The organism is Thermostichus sp. MS-CIW-38, from assembly GCF_054058415.1.
This window is the reverse complement of the sequence record NZ_JBSSAH010000035.1, coordinates 18,780-32,858: the sequence shown is the minus strand read 5'-3', so window position 1 is coordinate 32,858 and position 14,079 is coordinate 18,780. Positions and strand designations below refer to the sequence as shown.

The window sequence follows — 14,079 nt, the reverse complement described above, 5'->3', positions numbered from 1 at the left end:
CAAAGGTGTTTAGATGCCCAAAGTGCAGCCATAGGCTACCACGAGATTGGCAAGGCGCTCTGGGTGTTATGCTCAGAGCTTTGCGGGATACCGCCGTTCTGTTTGGAAACGGACAGAATGCTATCGCTTCACCGTTGAGCAGTAATGGTCAGCAGTGTTCAGCGTAAATGTATCAGTTCTGGCCCGGAACCGGCTAAGGACTCCGTCCCGCTAGCGCGAACAGCTACACTGAAAAGCCGATGACCTCCTCTTCGGCAAACCTCCATGGCCAGGATCAACGACCACTTCCTCAAGCTCAAGACCGGCTATCTCTTTCCCGAGATCGCCCGGCGGGTGCAGGCTTTTGCCACCGCCCATCCCGAAGCTCAAATTATCAAAATGGGCATTGGCGATGTCACCGAGCCGCTGCCGGAAGCCTGTCGAACGGCCATGATCCGGGCGGTGGAGGAAATGGGGGAACGGGCCACCTTTCGCGGCTATGGGCCAGAGCAGGGCTACGAGTGGCTGCGCCAGGCCATTGCCCGGCACGACTTCCAGGCCCGCAACTGCGATATCGACGCTTCCGAGATCTTCGTCTCCGATGGCTCCAAGTGCGATTGCGGCAACATCCTGGATATCCTCGGCCACGACAACACCATCGCCATCACGGATCCTGTCTATCCGGTTTATGTGGACACCAACGTGATGGCGGGCCATACGGGGCCGGCCAACGAACGCGGCGAATACGAGGGCCTGGTCTATCTGCCCATCACTGCCGAAAATCACTTCACCGCCAGCCTGCCCAGCCAAAAGGTGGATGTGATCTACCTCTGCTTCCCCAATAACCCCACAGGCGCAGTGGCCACACGGGAGCATCTGCAAAACTGGGTGGACTATGCCCGTGCCCACGGCTCCCTGATCCTGTTCGATGCCGCCTACGAAGCCTATATCACCGAGCCCGGGATCCCCCACTCCATTTACGAGATTCCAGGGGCGCGGGAATGTGCCATCGAGTTCCGCTCCTTTTCCAAAACCGCTGGGTTTACCGGCACCCGCTGTGCCTTTACGGTGGTGCCCAAGTCTTTGCGGGGGCAAGCTGCCGATGGATCCTGGGTGGATCTGTGGAGCTTGTGGTATCGCCGTCAATCCACCAAGTTCAACGGGGTGTCCTACATTGTGCAGCGGGGGGCGGAGGCGGTCTATTCCGAAGCGGGGCAAGCGCAGGTGCAAGGTCTGGTGCAGTTTTACCTGGAAAATGCCCGCATCATTCGCCAGCAGTTGGCCGAAGTGGGGATCCAAGTCTATGGCGGCGTGAATGCCCCCTACGTCTGGGTGAAAACACCCGATGGGCTGAGCAGTTGGGAGTTTTTTGACAAGCTGCTGCACACCTGCCATGTGGTGGGTACCCCTGGCTCTGGCTTCGGCAGCGCCGGAGAGGGCTATCTGCGCCTGTCCGCTTTCAACAGCCGCGCCAACGTGGAAGAGGCAATGCGCCGCATTGGCAGCGTGTTTGCGGGGGCTGGAGCCGTTGGTTAATTGAGTCTTGACCCAGAGGGCGAGGATTCTTTCAAGCGCTCCCCGCCGCCAGAGGCGAACAGCTTGGGCCCGACAGGAAAGATGACGAACCAGTCGGCGATACCGCCGCGAACCCTTTTGCCTGCAACGCAGCAACTGGGCCAGCTTCCCCTTCGGCTTTCCGGGTACTGCCGCTTCGACTGCAGCTCCTGACCGTTAGCGATGAAGATATCCATACCCTCATGGGCAGTGGCCAGGTGAACTTTGCCCAAATCCACCCCATTTCCACCAGAACGGGTGTGTTCTGGGGCCAAGGTATCACCCTTTCCCATTGGGCAAATAGAGTTTGCAGCAGCCCAGCAAAAAGCTGCCCTGATCGCGTCAGCAGGTCGTATCTTGGTCGGCCAGTTCTGGCGAAAGCCTTTCACAAAGCAGGCCGTAGGTCTTTTGCCTGGATCCCTAGACCAGCAGCGGGGCTTTGCGCCAAGCCTTGGGCTGCTGGAACCGGTGCAGATCTCGGATCAGCCGCACCCAGCCGTCAGACATGGACTCCACCAAAACTTTGCCTTTCTCCGGCGTGGCGGCGGTGGCATCGCCCAAAACTCCGCTCTGGGTGAGATCGCGAGTTGCCCAAGCGAAAGGGATCCGCCCTTCCATGCTGAGCAGGCTGTTTTCCGGCAGATCGTGGGGATATTCGCAGACCAATCGGTCGGTTCGCACCGTGTCCGGCAAAAGGTGCATCAGCATACTGGTCTCCCCATCGCCGGCGTGAATGCCCAATTCCCGTTCTTTCTCGGTAAACAGCTCTCGTCCTTCGTGGGGAACGCGCCAGACCGACACCGGAAACAGCATGAAATCTTCATACTTCTGGTGCAGATCGCGGGCAACAATCTCCAGGACCTGTGGCTGGCCACCGTGGGAATTGAGGAACACCAGCTTGCGAAACCCAGCTCGGTAGATGCTCTCTGCCACTTCTGTCAGCACCGCCATCAGGGTTTGAGCCGAGAGGGTAATGGTGCCGGGGAAATGCCAATGCTCGTTGGCTTTGCCGTAACATTGGGTGGGCAAAACATAGGCCGGGATCTCAGGCTCCAGCTTCTCCATGGCGCGCCCAATGATCGCCGTGCCGATGCAGGCATCCACCACCAGGGGCAGGTGGGGCCCATGTTGCTCGATTGAGGCAACCGGCTGAATGATCACCACGTTCTCTTTGTCGGGCATGGCCTGGATCTCCGTCCAGGTCAGGTAGGGGAAAAAGCGGTGGGGCGGGACAAAAGTGTGCATCATGGCGGGATCCGTTCAAGTTTGATCAGAAAGCTACCTAGCACCATGCCACAAAATCGGGTTCACGAAATGCCCGCAAAGACGGGATCCCCGGCCAACCCGCCTGCCAAAGAAAAGTAAGGAGGCCATCGATTAGGATCAGTACAGTCCATATCGTCTTCAGTTAACGATTGCATGACCCTGTTGCCTCGTTTGCCCGCCCGATGTGGCTCTGTGGAGAATATCCCTTTCAGAAGCCGCCCTTTGCCTGCCCCGGTGGAGGTGGGCAGCACTCCACCCTCACCCCGTCCCATCCTCGCCCTGCCAGGGCCGCAAGCCACCCTCTATGTGGAGCTGATTCAGGCTTCTCTCCACAATCTTGCGGCGGGATCCCCAGCATTGCTCTGGGTGCGACCTCTCTTGCTCAGGCAGGGATCCCAAGTCTTCAACCTGCGGGCCACCTCGGATTTGCTCTGGCCTGCTGCCGGCTTTGTTCCGGCCTATGCGGAGGAGGTATTGCCCCTTCTGGAACAGGCAAGGGATCCCGCTCCCCACGAGCTCCCTGCCCGACAGCAGTTGCAGGCATTTCTGCGGCAAGTCTGGCGAGGCTAGGCTGCCCCGGAATGGCCAAGGGAGGCGGCCAACCTTTGCAAAGCCGATGCCAACATCGCTAGAGCCGCGTCAATTTCTGCCGGGGTGACGATCAAGGGGGGCACAAAGCGCACCACCTGGGATCCTGCCGGCACCAACAACAGCCCGCAGTCCATGGCTGCCTTGACCACTTCAGCCGCCGGGATGCGCACCACCAAGCCCTGAATCAGGCCCCAGCCCCGCACTTGCTCAACGAGCTGCGGAAACTGCTCCGCCAAGCGGGACAGCCCCTGACGCAGATACACCCCTGTCTGCTGGGCATTCCAAACCAAACTCTCCGACATTAGCGTGCGGCAAACCGCCAGGCCCACCGCACAAGCCAAGGGGTTGCCCCCAAAGGTGCTGGCGTGATCCCCCGGCTGAAACACGGCGCAAAAGTCTTTCGCCAACAAGGCCCCGATGGGGATCCCACCGGCCAGGCCCTTGGCCAAGGTGAACACATCCGGCTCCACCCCCAGGTTACAGTGGCCCCACAGCATGCCAGTACGGCCCATGCCCACCTGCACCTCATCCAAAATCAGCAGAATGCCCCGCTCGCTGCAGATCCGGCGCAACCATTGAAAATAGGCGGGATCCCCCGGCACAACCCCCCCTTCCCCCTGCAACGGCTCCAACAGCACGGCACACACCCGCTCGCCCCAGCGCTCCAACACCGCTGCTGTGCCCTCGATGTCGTTGTAGGGAACGTAATCAAAGCCGGGCACCAGAGGGGCAAAGTCTTTTTGGTATTTGGGCTGGCCGGTGGCGGTAATGGTGGCCAGGGTGCGGCCATGGAAGCTGGCATGGGCGGTGAGGATCATCGGATCTTGGATCCCGCGCACCGTGTGGGCATACTTGCGAGCCAGCTTAATGGCTCCCTCATTGGCTTCCGCCCCTGAGTTGCAGAAAAACACCTTGTCGGCACAGGAGTGCTGGGTCAGCCATTGAGCCAGTTGTGCCTGCGGCTGGTTGTAGTAAAGGTTGGAAACATGGTGCAACTGTTGTGCCTGCTCGGTGAGCGCCTGAATCCACAGCGGGTGGGCATGCCCCAGGGTACAGGTGGCAATGCCGGCCACAAAGTCCAGGTACTCGCGCCCCTGCTCATCCCAAACCCGACACCCCTGCCCGCGCACCAAGGTCAGGGGATAGCGCCCATAGGTGGCCATCACATGCTCGGCAAACAGCTCGGCAGTTGTCGGGGATCCCGAGGGGGCACTGGCAAGAGGCGAAGTTAGAGGAGACATGGCCGGTAAAAGATTGCTGTCGTGTTGGCGGCGCGGAGCGCTTTGGGGCTGGCGCAAGCCGTGTTTCGAGTGTACCACCCTGCTTTGGAGATGATATTCTGGCGGGGCCAAAGATTCAGGGATCCACAGCAAACAGACAGAAGCAAACAGACAGATGTCGCGGCGGGGGGTAACGGTCTGGTTTACGGGATTGAGCGGGGCGGGCAAAACCACCCTGAGCTGCGGCGTGGCCCAGCAGTTGCGCGCTTGGGGGCTGCCGGTGGAAGTGCTCGATGGGGACCTGGTGCGGCAACATCTCACCAAGGGTCTGGGCTTCAGCAAAGTGGATCGGGAGGAGAACATTCGCCGCATCGGCTTTGTGGCGGAGATGCTGACTCGGCACGGGGTGATTGTGCTGGTGTCGGCCATTTCCCCCTATCGGGCAGCACGGCAGGAGGTACGGCAGTATATTGGCAGCTTTATCGAAGTCTTTGTGGATGCCCCTTTGGAGGTGTGCGAACGTCGGGATGTGAAGGGCCTCTATCGAAAGGCGCGGGCAGGCTTAATCCAGCACTTTACCGGTATTGACGATCCCTACGAGCCGCCGGAACAGCCGGAGGTGGTGTGCAAAACTGCCGAGCAAAGCATCTCCGAATGTATTGACCTGGTGATACAAAGCCTAAAAAGCAGAGGTTATGTCTAACAGGCCCCCTGCTCTTACGTTGCCCGTAGAGGGTGGGCTTCCCCCCGGAGTAGCTGCAAAGAACCTAGAATTAAGAAAGGCTTACAAGCAACTCCTATGGCTTCGACATCGGCATCGGCCACTCCCATTTCGGCGCAGTGGATCTGGCGGGGGCAGTCAGTTCATTACGTCAAACAGGGTGAGCAGGGGCAGCCTCTGCTTCTGGTGCACGGCTTTGGAGCCTCCACCGACCACTGGCGCAAGAACATTCCCGAATTGGCTCAACATTATCAGGTGTACGCCATCGATTTGCTGGGTTTCGGTCGCTCCGCCAAGCCCAACTGGGACTACCGCGCCGAAATCTGGCGGGATCAGCTGCGGGACTTTTGCCAACAGGTAATCCGTCGGCCTGTGGTGGGGATCGGCAACTCCCTGGGCGGCTATGTGGTGCTCAGTTTTGCGGCGGAGTGGCCGGAGTGGGTGCGGGGCGTGGTGCTTTTGAATGGGGCAGGTGGGTTTTCCACCCTCAAGGGATCCCCGACCGGATGGCGGCAATGGATAGGCGGATTGGTGGGCTGGGGCCTGCGCCAGCGCCTGGTGTCTTACCTGCTGTTTCAGTATTTGCGGCAGCCGCACGTGATCCGAGCCAAGCTGAAGCAGGTTTACTACGACCCGGCAGCCGTGACCGATCAGCTGGTCGAGGCCATCCATCGCCCCACCCAGGATCCGGGGGCTGCCGATGTGTTTGTGGCCTTGATGCGAGGTGGGCAGAAGGGACGCTATGTAGATGAGCTGCTGTGCAGCTTGGTGCGCCCGCTGTTGTTGATCTGGGGAGAACGGGATCCCTGGATGCGGGCTCGGGAACGCTCTAAGCTGTACCGGGCCCACTACCCTCAAGCAGTGGAATACTTCCTGGAGGCTGGCCACTGCCCCCACGATGAGCGCCCCGAAGAGGTCAATGCCCTGATTCACCGGTGGATCGAGACCGGGATCCCAGCCACCACTTCTCCCCCCATTTCCAAAGCTGCCCCTGTATCGGAAGTCCATCCCTAGGCGGCCCGTCTAGCTTGGGCTGTCCAACAATTCCTCCTGGGGATCCCCTTCTAGGCCGATGGTGTACTTAGACCATTCTCGATGGGAACCACTGCCGACGGCTTTGGAGATTTCAAAGTAAAGAGTGCTGTGGGGACGGCGGGGTTGGCGCAGCAGGGGCATACCGGCTTCGCGGGGGGTGCGGTTCCCTTTTTTCACGTTGCAGCGCACACAGGCACTGACCACATTTTCCCAAGTATCCCCGCCGCCACGAGACCGAGGGATCACGTGATCCAGGGTGAGATCTTCGCCGAAGCAGCCGCAGTACTGACAACGATGCCCATCCCGGTAGAGGACGTTGCGGCGCGTAAGCGGGATCTCCTTGTGGGGAACGTGGACATAGTGGCGCAGGCGAATGACGGTGGGCAAAGGAATGTTGCCGTACACCACTCGGCCATTGTGCTCAATTTGCTCGGCCTTGCCCTTGAGCAAAAGAACGACCGCCCTGCGCCAACTGGTGATGTTGAGCGGCTCGTAGGAGGCATTCAAAACCAAAACTTTGCCCATAGTGCCGCGCACCGCTGACGGGATCCCTAACCCAAGCCGGAAGGCGCCAGCCCCCTGAAGTTATGCAAAATGTTAACACAGCTTTAGATTCAAGCAGTAGGAGTTCTGTGCTCCAGGAGATATTCCCGGCTGCTGCGAGAGCGCTACTCTGGAAAAGACCTGCCGGCAAGGGCGTGTTGATCCTGGGGCATTAGGTGGGGTTTCCCGAATAGGCTGAACTTTATTGAGGTGATGAAGCCGGAACTGAAATCTTCAACTCAACAGCAGGATCTGCCCCAAAAGAGAAATCCAGGCGAGGGATCCCGCTGGCTGATGGGTTTGGCCATTGCGCTGCTTTGTCTGGGATCCCCCAACCGCTGGTGGCACTGGTTTCCGGGAGCGCTGCTGGGCTTAGCCCTGCTGTTTGGCCTGTGCGAGCAACGGCAAGGGTGGGCGCGGTGGCGTTTGGCCTATGGCCTCTGGTTTTGGGTTTGCCTGTATGCCTTCTGGGTGGATCCCTTCTCGGTTAAGGTGTTGAGCGCCTGGGAGATCCTGGGGGGCGTGGTGGTGGCTCCCCTGATCCCCCTCTTTTTCACCACTGCTACGCTCCTCAGTTTGGAGCTGAGCCGCCCCCTGCCGGCTTGGGCACGTCCGCTGGGCTTGGCCACGGTCTGGACAGGCTTGGATGGGCTGTTGGGCTTGCTCTGGTGGCCCATCCCTTTCCACTGGGGATCCCTGTTGTTCGACTGGCCCCTCGGGATCCAAGTAGCCGATGTTACGGGGATCTGGGGGGTTACCTTCTATGCCGTGTTCGTCAATGGGGTTCTTTGGCAGATGGCCAGGCAGATTTCTAGCCGGTGGCAGGCGGCTGGGGGATCCCTGAGAAACGTTTTGGGTGAGATGCTCAGGAACAGAGATTTCTGGAGTACGCTTGCCTGCGGCCTGGGGCTGACAGGGCTGGTCTTGGCTTATGGAAGCGTGCGCCTGGCTTACTTCGATGCCTTGGCCGTCGAAAACAGGGATCCTGACTTTCGGGTGGCGGCGGTGCAGCAGGTGGCTTGGCTGGAAGCCGATCGCAGTTGGAACTACCGCCTGGAGCGCTACCGGGAGCTGCATCAGCTTTCTGCCCAGGGGGTGGCTGCTGGGGCACAGTTGGTGGTTTGGCCGGAGGGGGCGCTGCGGGCACGGCTGCTGAATACCGGCCTAGAGCCTTACGTGATCGAGCCGATGCAAGCGATTCTGCCGCCGGAAGGCGCTTTGATTACGGGGGCAACAGAGCCGGATCCCCGCACAGCCCATTTGCCGGAGCCAGAGCAGCGATTTTTTAACACGGCCCTGTTGTTTGACGCCCGGGGCAACTTGCTGGATGGGTTTGGCAAGCAGTGGATCTTTCCCTATTTCGAGTCGGGGCGCTACGTGCCTTCACCCGATGGCTATCGGCCTCTGGACGGAGGGGAGCTTTTCGGGCCTTTGGGGGTGATGATCTGCTTGGAGAGCGTCTTGCCTGCGCCCAGCCGAACTTTAACCCGTCGCGGCGCCGAGTCTTTGATCGTGATTTCGGATGATAGCTGGTTTGGTAATAGCCACTGGCCGATGTTGCATGGCCAGCTCTCGGTTTTCCGGGCTGTGGAAAATCGGCGGGGCGTGGTGTTTGTCAATAACACAGGCGGCAATCTGGTGGTGGATCCCTCAGGTCGGCTCCAGCAGGTTGGCCCCATCTTTCAGCGGGGGGTGATTACGGGAGAAGTGAAGCGGCGTTCTGAGACAACTTTCTACAATCGCGCGGGGGATTGGCTGGCGTGGCTGACGTTGGGGCTATCTTTGGGGCTATGGCGCTGGGGATCCCGAGCAAGGCAAGGATGAGTTAGAATCGATAGGCCCACCGGTGGGTCTGCGGATTCTCCTATCCAGTCCTCACTTCAAAGCCCTGCTGATGTAGCTCAGTTGGTAGAGCAGCTCACTCGTAATGAGCAGGTCGTCGGTTCGAGTCCGATCATCAGCTTTCTGGAGTTGAACACCTCAGAGTCCCTTTGGGAGAAGAGTTGGGGGTGGTCGCGGAAGCGGCGCGGAGCGTTTGGGCAGCAGCGATCATTCTTTCGAATTGCAGTGAAACCTTGGAACGGCTACAGTTGTGGAGGGCACCAGAAAAGATTTCGGGTAGAGACCCCCAAAGAATGGAGGATATCTCTCATTACCCCTGTGCAGTACTTCCAATGCTCAGGATCTGCACACATGCGGTCGGGATTTAACTCCATCTCATAATGGATAACATTGGGGATCCCGGCAAACTCATCAGAAGACTGAGGAGAAACAATCAGCAGCAGAAAAGGCTTGCCCCTGCGCTTAGCCGCCAGCTTATCCATTAAGTCAACAACGGCCTCTCGCTGGCAACCCCCTGTGCGCACAAACAAGACTTTATCGGCTTTTTCCAAAACATACATAAAACGCTTGGCGCGAGCAGTGTAGCGAGTTCGCATTCGCTCATGGATGGGATCCATATTCTGAAGTGGATCTTCCCCCTCTTCCACTTCATGGCCAAAAGAGAGGCCCGTCCACTTGCTGTGGTAAATTCGCCTATCTTCAGGGCTGTAGTGTAAATATTGCGGATCCCACATGCCCTGAAACTCGTTGTGGATCATATCGGCCACATCAGCCAAATTGCTGGTGCGTGTCAAATCAAAAGGAAAGGCAGGCCCGTCATATTCCAACTTGTAGAGCAGCATTCGCACCGCGCAGCGATCCCCTAACGGCACAATGACAACACGATGAATATCGGATAATTTGCAGGTGTATTCCAGCAGCATGACCGATTCGGGAGCAGCCTTTACCCGACTTTCGAGGCCACCTTCCCCGATCATCAGGGTTCGGAAGAGAGCTTCGCGGTGGCTCGGATCTTCATAAACACCCGCTGGCATGGCTTTGAGAGCGGCCCGCACTTCCTTCCACATGGGGTGGATGTTGTACTCGTGACTGCTCTGGTTGATCACGCACAGGCGAGGCATGGGATTAGAAGAGCCTTCTGAGGATCCACTGAGCTTGAGAAGGATCAACGATCCATCCTCGAAGATCGTTTCTACTGATTCCGAGGAAAAGAACTGGGCTACTGGGGAGAAGACAAGATCGGCATCCGCAGGAATGGAGAGGGTGGTTTGCACCGAACCATCTTCTTGTACGGAAAGGGAATATAAGGTAGCATCCCCTAGCCTTTCATCGCTTTTGCCAATATACAGACCCGGCTGTAGACCTGCTTTTTGGAAAGCGGCTTGCAAAGGTTGCCAAGTGGGCGTGATGGTATAAGGGTAGGGAGTTATATTCACGATGCGAAATTGGTTTTTGCCTGTTTCTGCAGTCACCCAAAAACCATGCTCATCTGCAAAAACGACCCGTTCTCCAACGGGTTGAGCAAGCTTTCTACGAGCTGAACTAACTTGGCCGGGATCCAGAAGAGAGAGATCGATGGCCTCAAACATGACCTGATGACCCTTGGAATTGGGGTGAGCTGGGTCAAAAGCAAGGTCTGGTTTCCAGCGGCCCTGTCCATCTTCCAAATGAGGCAGCCAATTGAACACAGGGCATCCCCAGCTGAGCATTCTTTGCTGAGTTTCTTGCAAAAGAAGATGCTGTTCTGGGCCGTAGTTTGCATGGGGATAAACCCCTCCCAGAACTGGCAAGGCTCCAATGTCTTGAATTCGCTGAATTAACCGCCGCAGGCCGTTTTCAAACCGTCTCTGCAGGGCGCGGCGATGCTGGGGCAAGGCCGATACCAAGCCTTCATTTCCCAAGGACAGGGCAACAATAACGACATCAGGACGTTCAGGGATCACCGCCTGCTCAAACCGCAACAGAGTTCGGCTGACATTGGCCCCCAATTGGGAGAGATTTCGCACTTGATGGCCATAGCGCTCTTGTAGAGCTTTCTGCAACAGCCAAGCCCAACCTCGCAACAGCCAAGCGCTGCACCCCAGGGCAACGGAGCTGCCCAAAATGACGACTTTTAGCCCTTGCGGATTTTCCGGTTCGACCTCAGGAATGGGATCGGCAAAATAGCCGTAAGGATAGGCAGGGATCCGGCCAAACTCTCCATCCTCAACAATTAAAACTGCCGGCAAAGGTTCCGGCTCAAGGGGCACCCAGCGATTGACATCGGCGGATTCCCAAATCACTTGCCCACCGGCTTGCACGCGCAGATATCGGTACTCCACTCGAGGAGTTTCTTTTAAACATCCACTGTAGGGTAACAGCGGGCCGGGCGCGCCGTCTGCTGGGCTCAACGGCAACTCTACCCACCACAGCGGATAATGAGCGGGATCCGTCTGCAGCCAAATACAATGGCAGGGATCCCAGGAGCCCAATTTTGCGCTGGATCCCACCAAGGCAATTCGCTCGCCCGGCTGGGTGATGGCACGAACCTGGAAGCGATACATAACGTTTTCCTGGCACAGGATTCAATGGGAAATTGTGGGGCTGCGCGGGCGGACTGCACTCACTCATCACCCAATCAACAGCTCAGCAGCCGGCTGAGAAGGGCAAGAGCCTGGGATCCGATCCCATCTCTGCTGTTTTATCGGGGAAAAAGAGAGATTCTTAAATCTGGAAAGCAAAGGTTAAGAGAAGGTCTTTGACACCCAGAAATTCAGTTCAACCGGGCCAATACGGTTCTGAATAAAAACCAAGTCAATTTTCGGCTTAAAGCTAGCATATTGACCGAGGACTGTCTGTTTTCCAGAGCACTTTCAGACCCTCTCTGGGGTACAGGTTTCCAACTGCCGCTGGGGCAAAATAACTTCAAAGCTGGATCCCTGGCCCAGCTTACTCTCCACCTGCACCTGACCTTGATGCTGTTGGGCAATGCTTTTGACGATCGCCAGCCCCAAACCTGACCCCGAGAGGCGACCGGGATCCCCGCTGCGAGCCGGATCTACCCGATAAAAGCGATCGAACACATGGGGCAGAGCCTGGGGGGGGATCCCTGGCCCGGTATCTTGTACCCGTACCACCAGCTCTGGGGATCCGGAGCGCAGCCGTTGTTCCAGCCTCACCTGCACCTCTCCTTGCGGGGGAGTGTGGAGAAGGGCGTTTTCAATCAGGTTGGTGAACAGGCGGGCCAATTGATCTTCATCTCCCCAAAAACCGAAGGGATCCACCTGGGCGGGAGAAGGTTCCGTCCCGCTCTCAGGGGCAGCAATCTCCAGCTGCAAGCGGATCTGCTTTTGGTTGGCCAAGCCCTGCAGCTCTTCCACCACCTGCAGCAGCAGAGCATCCAGCGCACAGCAACGGGGTTGGAAAGGCACCATACCGCTGTCGTGGCGGGCCAGAAACAGCAGGTCATCCACCAGACGACCCAGCCGTAAACACAACCGCTCCACCATCTGCCAGCGCTGCCGGGTGTCGGCATCCAATTGGGAATCCGCCAAAGCCACCTGTACCGCGGTTTGGATGCTGGCCAAGGGGCTGCGCAGCTCGTGGGAGGCATCGGCGGTAAATTGCTTGAGCTGCTGATAAGACTGCCGGATGGGCTGCATGGCCAGGCCGGAGAGCATCCAGCCAATGGCCCCCACACCCGTCAAACCGGCCACCACCCACAGGGAAAGATCCCGGATCAACTGTCGCGTTGGCTTGCTCACCTCAAACCAGGGATGGCTGACCCGCAGATAGCCCAGCAGCTTCCCACCGGCCACAATCGGCTCGGTGAACTGGCGCAGCCAATACCCAGGGGCGATACGGGCAGTGTGCAGGGATCCCTCGGTCAACAGGGGGGCAGGGATCCCGCCGGGTACCGTGGACCAGATGAGCGTTCCCTGAGGGCCGAACCACTCCAAGTCGATGTGATCGTCCTCTAGGGTGCTGGGATCATCCCGAAAGCTGGCCTCTAAGCTGCGGCGGGCCTGCTGCGGATCCAAGAGGCTCTCATCCACCACCAAAGACCGCTCGACAATTTCCACCACATGGCCAAGGGTATCGTCCACCCGTTCAATCAGGGTTGACTGCACGTACCAATAGAAGCTGCCGGCAAACAACAGCAGCAACACTGCCGTAACCGTTGTATACCAGAAGGCCAACCACTGCCGCGTCGCTTGAAACATGGGAGCTGCACCGCGGGGGGAAACGGAGTGGGGCTAGCTGTGAACACGGGGTTCGGGGTGAAGGGTGGAGAGGATCTCGGCTTCCACCTGGAGCAGAGTCTTGAGCCGCTCCTGCACCTGATCGGCAGGGAACTGATCCAAGGCCAAATCCAAATAAAGCTGCCAATGGCGCTCCTCCGCAGCCGCCAGCCAGAGATAAAACTGCCGCAGCTCTGGGTCGGGCGCGTGGATCCCCAACAGGCCCAAGCGTTCGTGGCTGCGGGCCTCGATGATGGCAGCCACCAGCAGGGCATCCAACAGATGTTCCGGCTCAGAGCGGCGCAGGTGTTGGTTTAGGCGAGCGGCATAGGGAGCAGCCGACAAGGGCTTGATGGGGATCCCCAGCCGTTGCAGGTGGCGATGCACCCGCTCAAAATGCTGCAGCTCCTCCCGCGCCAGCGGCGAGAGGGTTTCCACCAAACGCCCATTAGCCGGGTAGCGAAAGAGCAGACTGAGGGCGTTGCCCGCTGCTTTTTTCTCACAATTGGCGTGGTCTAGCAAGACCAGATCGATGTGCCGGATGGCCTGGTCGATCCAGTCCTTAGAGGTAGGAGAGGCGAGTTCTAGAGCAAGCACAGGGTCGGTAGGAAAGGGTTAAGAGAAGTTCTAGGGACGAACAATCTCCACAGTAACCCGCCCCGTCAGCTCCGGGATCGGGGGATGACACTTGGTCAATCGGATCTTAGCTTTGCTGGCCCCTGTCTCCCGCAGCACCATTTCGGCAATCGCCTCCGCCAAGCTCTCGATCAGCACAAACTGATTGCTTTTCACCAGTTCCGCAATCCCGGCCACTGCAGAACGGTAGTCGAGGCTATCACACAGTTGGCCGCTGAGAGCAGCCGGGCGCAGATCCGCCCACAACTCGAAATCCACCTCAAACCATTGCCCCAAAGCCCGTTCCGCCTCATCAAAACCGGTATAACCGTAGTAGCGCAGGCCGGAGACGATCAGCCGATCCCGCAACTGCTCGGGGGGTCGCCGAGGGATCCGATCGGGATCTGGATAGGGCTGCTGACTGTTGCTGCTGACACTGGTGGGGATCTGTAGCTCCATCACAACCTCCCAGCTCGACCTGGAGACCCCATCC

13 protein-coding genes, 1 tRNA gene and 1 pseudogene are annotated in these 14,079 nt (G+C 58.5%); 7 read left to right on the top strand and 8 right to left on the bottom strand.

Annotated elements, in window-relative coordinates:
• Together ACVWXZ_RS11355 and ACVWXZ_RS11350 are read left to right on the top strand one after the other, a co-directional pair.
• Positions 1–167 (top strand): annotated as a pseudogene (locus ACVWXZ_RS11355) (RNA-guided endonuclease InsQ/TnpB family protein); the annotation flags it as partial.
• Between the two features lie 97 nt (positions 168–264).
• Complete coding sequence (locus tag ACVWXZ_RS11350; protein ID WP_011433036.1) at positions 265–1,515, top strand: LL-diaminopimelate aminotransferase; 1,251 nt, start codon at positions 265–267, stop codon at positions 1,513–1,515.
• Here ACVWXZ_RS11350 and ACVWXZ_RS11345 read toward each other — a convergent pair.
• Positions 1,512–1,826, bottom strand: a complete 315-nt coding sequence (locus tag ACVWXZ_RS11345; protein ID WP_414342116.1) for a hypothetical protein — start codon at positions 1,824–1,826, stop codon at positions 1,512–1,514. The genes ACVWXZ_RS11350 and ACVWXZ_RS11345 overlap by 4 nt on opposite strands.
• 127 nt (positions 1,827–1,953) lie before the next feature.
• Positions 1,954–2,778: a creatininase family protein gene (locus tag ACVWXZ_RS11340; RefSeq protein ID WP_011433035.1), complete on the bottom strand. Its 825-nt coding sequence runs from the start codon at positions 2,776–2,778 to the stop codon at positions 1,954–1,956.
• Between the two features lie 243 nt (positions 2,779–3,021).
• Between ACVWXZ_RS11340 and ACVWXZ_RS11335 the strand changes: the two genes are divergently transcribed.
• Positions 3,022–3,369 carry a hypothetical protein gene (locus tag ACVWXZ_RS11335; protein ID WP_457444358.1) on the top strand — a complete coding sequence of 116 codons (348 nt, stop codon included), beginning with the start codon at positions 3,022–3,024 and terminating at the stop codon, positions 3,367–3,369.
• Here the strand turns inward: ACVWXZ_RS11335 and ACVWXZ_RS11330 are convergent.
• Complete coding sequence (locus tag ACVWXZ_RS11330; protein ID WP_011433033.1) at positions 3,366–4,631, bottom strand: aspartate aminotransferase family protein; 1,266 nt, start codon at positions 4,629–4,631, stop codon at positions 3,366–3,368. The two genes, ACVWXZ_RS11335 and ACVWXZ_RS11330, sit on opposite strands and share 4 nt — an antisense overlap.
• Positions 4,632–4,785: 154 nt before the next feature.
• On the opposite strand from ACVWXZ_RS11330, the gene cysC reads away from it, so the two are divergent.
• Together cysC and ACVWXZ_RS11320 are read left to right on the top strand one after the other, a co-directional pair.
• Positions 4,786–5,313: an adenylyl-sulfate kinase gene (gene cysC, locus ACVWXZ_RS11325; protein WP_414407107.1), complete on the top strand. Its 528-nt coding sequence runs from the start codon at positions 4,786–4,788 to the stop codon at positions 5,311–5,313.
• A gap of 96 nt (positions 5,314–5,409) precedes the next feature.
• Positions 5,410–6,345: an alpha/beta fold hydrolase gene (locus tag ACVWXZ_RS11320; protein WP_011433031.1), complete on the top strand. Its 936-nt coding sequence runs from the start codon at positions 5,410–5,412 to the stop codon at positions 6,343–6,345.
• Positions 6,346–6,354: 9 nt separating this feature from the next.
• Here the strand turns inward: ACVWXZ_RS11320 and ACVWXZ_RS11315 are convergent, their stop codons facing one another.
• Positions 6,355–6,891 (bottom strand): HNH endonuclease, encoded by a 537-nt coding sequence (locus ACVWXZ_RS11315; protein WP_011433030.1) that lies wholly within the window; start codon positions 6,889–6,891, stop codon positions 6,355–6,357.
• A 231-nt stretch (positions 6,892–7,122) separates the two neighbouring features.
• Here ACVWXZ_RS11315 and lnt point away from each other — a divergent pair, with 231 nt between their 5' ends.
• Positions 7,123–8,733, top strand: coding sequence for an apolipoprotein N-acyltransferase (gene lnt, locus ACVWXZ_RS11310; RefSeq protein WP_457482526.1), 1,611 nt, complete (start codon positions 7,123–7,125; stop codon positions 8,731–8,733).
• A 66-nt stretch (positions 8,734–8,799) separates the two neighbouring features.
• A tRNA-Thr gene (locus ACVWXZ_RS11305) sits at positions 8,800–8,872 on the top strand.
• Positions 8,873–8,993: 121 nt separating this feature from the next.
• Here ACVWXZ_RS11305 and ACVWXZ_RS11300 read toward each other — a convergent pair.
• From ACVWXZ_RS11300 to folB, 4 genes are all read right to left on the bottom strand, one after another.
• Positions 8,994–11,294 (bottom strand): DUF1796 family putative cysteine peptidase, encoded by a 2,301-nt coding sequence (locus ACVWXZ_RS11300; RefSeq protein WP_457482525.1) that lies wholly within the window; start codon positions 11,292–11,294, stop codon positions 8,994–8,996.
• Between the two features lie 309 nt (positions 11,295–11,603).
• Entirely contained in the window at positions 11,604–12,953 is a 1,350-nt protein-coding gene (locus ACVWXZ_RS11295) for a sensor histidine kinase (RefSeq protein ID WP_457482524.1), read from the bottom strand.
• Between the two features lie 33 nt (positions 12,954–12,986).
• On the bottom strand, positions 12,987–13,568 hold the full coding sequence (gene miaE, locus ACVWXZ_RS11290; protein WP_457482523.1) for a tRNA isopentenyl-2-thiomethyl-A-37 hydroxylase MiaE: 582 nt from the start codon (positions 13,566–13,568) through the stop codon (positions 12,987–12,989).
• A 30-nt stretch (positions 13,569–13,598) separates the two neighbouring features.
• Complete coding sequence (folB, locus tag ACVWXZ_RS11285) at positions 13,599–14,045, bottom strand: dihydroneopterin aldolase (RefSeq protein WP_457395776.1); 447 nt, start codon at positions 14,043–14,045, stop codon at positions 13,599–13,601.
• Positions 14,046–14,079: the final 34 nt, after the last annotated feature.

Excerpts from the sequence above, each read along its gene's own strand:
- cysC (WP_414407107.1), top strand. The coding sequence starts at position 4,786 with ATGTCGCGGCGGGGGGTAACGGTCTGGTTTACGGGATTGAGCGGGGCG.
- folB (WP_457395776.1), bottom strand. The coding sequence starts at position 14,045 with ATGGAGCTACAGATCCCCACCAGTGTCAGCAGCAACAGTCAGCAGCCC.
- ACVWXZ_RS11295 (WP_457482524.1), bottom strand. The coding sequence starts at position 12,953 with ATGTTTCAAGCGACGCGGCAGTGGTTGGCCTTCTGGTATACAACGGTT.
- ACVWXZ_RS11345 (WP_414342116.1), bottom strand. The coding sequence starts at position 1,826 with ATGGGAAAGGGTGATACCTTGGCCCCAGAACACACCCGTTCTGGTGGA.
- ACVWXZ_RS11340 (WP_011433035.1), bottom strand. The coding sequence starts at position 2,778 with ATGCACACTTTTGTCCCGCCCCACCGCTTTTTCCCCTACCTGACCTGG.
- ACVWXZ_RS11350 (WP_011433036.1), top strand. The coding sequence starts at position 265 with ATGGCCAGGATCAACGACCACTTCCTCAAGCTCAAGACCGGCTATCTC.
- lnt (WP_457482526.1), top strand. The coding sequence starts at position 7,123 with ATGAAGCCGGAACTGAAATCTTCAACTCAACAGCAGGATCTGCCCCAA.
- ACVWXZ_RS11330 (WP_011433033.1), bottom strand. The coding sequence starts at position 4,631 with ATGTCTCCTCTAACTTCGCCTCTTGCCAGTGCCCCCTCGGGATCCCCG.
- ACVWXZ_RS11320 (WP_011433031.1), top strand. The coding sequence starts at position 5,410 with ATGGCTTCGACATCGGCATCGGCCACTCCCATTTCGGCGCAGTGGATC.
- ACVWXZ_RS11315 (WP_011433030.1), bottom strand. The coding sequence starts at position 6,891 with ATGGGCAAAGTTTTGGTTTTGAATGCCTCCTACGAGCCGCTCAACATC.
- ACVWXZ_RS11300 (WP_457482525.1), bottom strand. The coding sequence starts at position 11,294 with ATGTATCGCTTCCAGGTTCGTGCCATCACCCAGCCGGGCGAGCGAATT.